The sequence below is a fragment of the Candidatus Planktophila sp. genome (genome assembly GCF_046070465.1).
Lineage (GTDB): Bacteria > Actinomycetota > Actinomycetes > Nanopelagicales > Nanopelagicaceae > Planktophila.
On record NZ_JBJTMK010000072.1, the window covers coordinates 1 to 3,596 of the forward strand.

The 3,596-nt window shown below is 56.0% G+C and carries 2 protein-coding genes, 1 tRNA gene and 2 rRNA genes; 4 read left to right on the forward strand and 1 reads right to left on the reverse strand.

Annotated elements, in window-relative coordinates; all coding sequences use genetic code 11:
• From ACKOVI_RS03365 to ACKOVI_RS03380, 4 genes are all read left to right on the forward strand, one after another.
• A 23S ribosomal RNA gene (locus ACKOVI_RS03365) occupies positions 1 to 393 on the forward strand; the annotation flags it as partial.
• Positions 394 to 513: 120 nt separating this feature from the next.
• Positions 514 to 628 (forward strand): 5S ribosomal RNA (rrf, locus tag ACKOVI_RS03370).
• 80 nt (positions 629 to 708) lie between these two features.
• A tRNA-Met gene (locus ACKOVI_RS03375) sits at positions 709 to 785 on the forward strand.
• A gap of 113 nt (positions 786 to 898) precedes the next feature.
• Positions 899 to 2,821, forward strand: a complete 1,923-nt coding sequence (locus ACKOVI_RS03380; protein WP_509602620.1) for a hypothetical protein — start codon at positions 899 to 901, stop codon at positions 2,819 to 2,821.
• Between the two features lie 290 nt (positions 2,822 to 3,111).
• Here ACKOVI_RS03380 and ACKOVI_RS03385 read toward each other — a convergent pair.
• A partial coding sequence (locus tag ACKOVI_RS03385; protein ID WP_509602621.1) for an enoyl-CoA hydratase/isomerase family protein occupies positions 3,112 to 3,596 on the reverse strand: 485 nt, incomplete at its 5' end.

Sequence of the window (3,596 nt, forward strand, 5' to 3'; positions counted from 1 at the left end):
TTTGGCACCTCGATGTCGGCTCATCACATCCTGGGGCTGGAGCAGGTCCCAAGGGTTTGGCTGTTCGCCAATTAAAGTGGTACGTGAGCTGGGTTCAGAACGTCGCGAGACAGTTTGGTCCCTATCTGCCGTGGGCGTCGAAATTTGAGAGGAGTTGACCCTAGTACGAGAGGACCGGGTTGAACATACCTCTGGTGTACCTGTCGTTCTGCCAAGAGCGCAGCAGGGTAGCTATGTATGGACGGGATAACCGCTGAAAGCATCTAAGCGGGAAGCCTCCCTCAAGATAAGATTTCATCGAGCCGTGGAAGACTACCACGTTGATAGGCCGGGTGTGGAAGTGCGGTAACGCATGGAGCTAACCGGTCCTAATTGCTCTGATTACGCATTGGAGTCCCACCATCAATGGCAGCGCTGAATGGCGCTACATTGTGGAGGATATCCTCAGCAAATGTGCATCGATTTTACGGCAGGCCAGTGGTCTGCCGAAACCCCAAAGCGCCAGCTCCATAGCTTGGTGACCATAGCGACTGTGCCCCACCCGATCCCATCCCGAACTCGGCCGTGAAACCAGTCAGCGCCGATGGTACTACCGCTTAAGCGTTGGAAGAGTAGGACGTTGCCAGGCTTTGAAGCTGGCGCTTTGAGAAAAACCCATTCACTTGTTTCTGGCCGTTCGGCCGCATTCCAGCCGGACAGCAACGTTGACGCGGGATGGAGCAGCCCGGTAGCTCGTCAGGCTCATAACCTGAAGGTCGTAGGTTCAAATCCTACTCCCGCAACCAACAAAAACCCCGGAAATCTGCGGTTTTCGACACTTCTCAATAAGCTCCCTTCGGGGAGCTTTTTGCGTTTTTGGGCCGCTGTAAGCACTGTGGAAGCAAGAAGGATCGTAGAGTTGCGCAAACCCGCAGAAATCCTTGTGTTTTCAGACTGTCAAAAGTTGGCCGAGAAAAAAATTGGCGCTAATTCTCCTGACCGGCTGGAACCCGCGACGTTCCAAGAGAGGCTGGCATTTCACATTGCGAGGCATGGTGAAACCTATTGGGAGATGTGGAAAGCTCTGGTTCGCCCCGGCGAGAAATTTAGTCATTCCACCATAAGTTCTTGGCTGAATGGCAAGAAGGCGCCGCGAAGCATTGAAAGCCTTAACTTCTTAGCCCGGGTGGAAGAGCGTTACGGACTGCCTGATGGATATTTTCGTGCGCTTCTACCCCACACGGGGCGAGCTATGACCGGCTTTAAGCTCAGAGGGATTGCTGCTTCAGAGCAACGGCGTCTAGTGTGGCATTTGCCCGATGATTTCAACGAGCGGCCCTTAAATGAGCGTCGAGAAATTCTCGACTGGGTCCGCGACAATATAATCTCGGGAGCAACCGAATATCGCAATTATCAGCGACAAGCATCAAAACACCGCTATTCCATTCGATTTCCCGAGATCTCTGGTCGCAAGACTACGGCTGGTCGATTGGGGCGCGCCGACACCGACATTGAGGTCGCAGCCGCAGCATTTGATGCACCAGCGGAGCTCGGTGGAGAAATGGCTGCACTGCTGAGGTTTAAGACCTCTACTTTGACCGATATCGGTTACCGACGGAATGGCGTCTGGGGCGAAGAAACTTCATCGCAGCGCATAGAGCACCTGGGGCTGATGTTTGGCGCACTGTCGGCGTCTCCTGACGGGCCTATTTCTGGATTTGGGGTGCCTTTGGACGACCTCGCATTTGGGCATCTCGTTTTTCCGAGGATCTGGGATTGGTACGTCCAATGGCGGGAGACCCGTCGTGGTTTCTACACTGTATGGGAAGCTGACATGCTGAGGGTGGCTGCGGCTTTGACGCGAGCTGGCACAGGTTGGATCCGTCAAACTCCTCAGCTGGCCGTTCGATTAAAACCCATTCCCCAACTGGTCTCACAATTAGACATAGATACGGCAATCGCGGATTGGGAACGTGCCTGTGATCAAATGTATGCGCACGGTTTGGAAAGGTCGAAGGAAATCGCGCGCGTGGCTAGAGTTCACCGCGATCCCTTTGAGCCCATTTTGCCAATCCTGGAAGCACAAAGTCCACTCGCAGAATACAGGAAAATAACTGAAGAGATTGCCCGACGCGTCCCGGATACGATCAAGCACCCAAAAGCGGCTGCGGAGGCCGTACGTTCATTTCTGATGCTCCGGCTAGGGCTTCATCTCGGCGTTCGGCAGAAAAACCTCCGTCAGTTGCTGTTTTGCCCCAAAGGGGCGGTGCCTCGATCTGAACGGCAGTTGGAAACGCTCAAGCGCGGCGAGCTTCGCTGGAACGTCCGAGAGGAAAGCTGGGAGGTTGTCATTCCGGCGGTGGCGTTCAAGAATGCTGATTCTTCGTTCTTTTCCGGTAGGCCTTTTCGGCTGAGGCTTCCTGATCTTGGCGGCCTATACGCGTTCCTTGAGGATTATATCGAGAGGCATCGGCCGTTGTTGCTGGCCGGTGCCGCCGACCCCGGCGTGTTTTTCATCAAAACGGTCAAGATTACGAGCCAGGACCCAGCATATGGTCAGAATGCATTCTACGAAGCTTGGCGGCTAACCATTCAAAGGTACGGGATTTGGAACCCATATACTGGAAGGGGGGCTGTAAAAGGTCTTCTGCCCCACGGGCCCCATAACGTGCGTGATGTGTTGGCGACGCATATCCTGAAGCAAACCGGTTCTTATGAGCAGGCGAGTTATGCGATCCAAGACACGCCTGAAACGGTGGCAAAGCATTATGGCCGTTTCCTGCCACAGGACAAAGCTGCACTCGCCGCCGAGACACTCAATAAGGTTTGGTTGGCCGCATAGATTGGCCACAATGGTTTGCGGAAGGTGCAGATAATAAAGGCATGCCCGTTATCTCTTTAACGCAGCATAAAGGGCAGATGATATTAAGCGGCTCTATCTACTCCAGAACCCAGCGGTTCGAGTTTTCCTGTCCAAGCTAACAGTCCACCAATCACCGCCAGCATAGCCATTCCCCCATAAGCGGCGACCGCGCCGGGGGCTGGGCTGGGGATGACACCGCCGCGTTCAAAATCGAGGCGTGACGCCGCTGTCAGATATCCGCCCTTTCGGCATTCGGATTGAGGTGCGGATCAGCGCCCCCGGAATTCCGGCTTGCGCTTCTCGGCGAAGGCTTTGCGGCCCTCTAAGCGGTCCTCGCTGTCGCGCAGCACGCCGAACGCGTGCTGTTCCAGTTCCAGACCCGCAGCCAGCGGCATCTCTAAGCCGATCTGGGCCAGGCGCTTGACCGCGGCCACGGCCAGCGGTGCATTGCCAGCGATCTTTTGTGCTAGCTGTTCGGCGGTTTCCAGCAGGCGCTCAGGGTCGACCACGCGGCTGACTAGCCCAATGCGCAGGGCCTCGGTGGCATCGATGCGTTCCCCGCTTAGCAGCATCAGCATGGCATCCGAACGGCCCACCGCGCGGATCAGGCGCTGGGTGCCGCCAGCGCCCGGAATGCTGCCGATGCAGACTTCGGGGAGCGAGAAGATGGCCTGAGTGGAAGCGATGCGCACGTCGCACAGCAGGGCCAGTTCCAATCCGCCGCCCAAGGCGTAGCCATTGATGGCGGCGATCA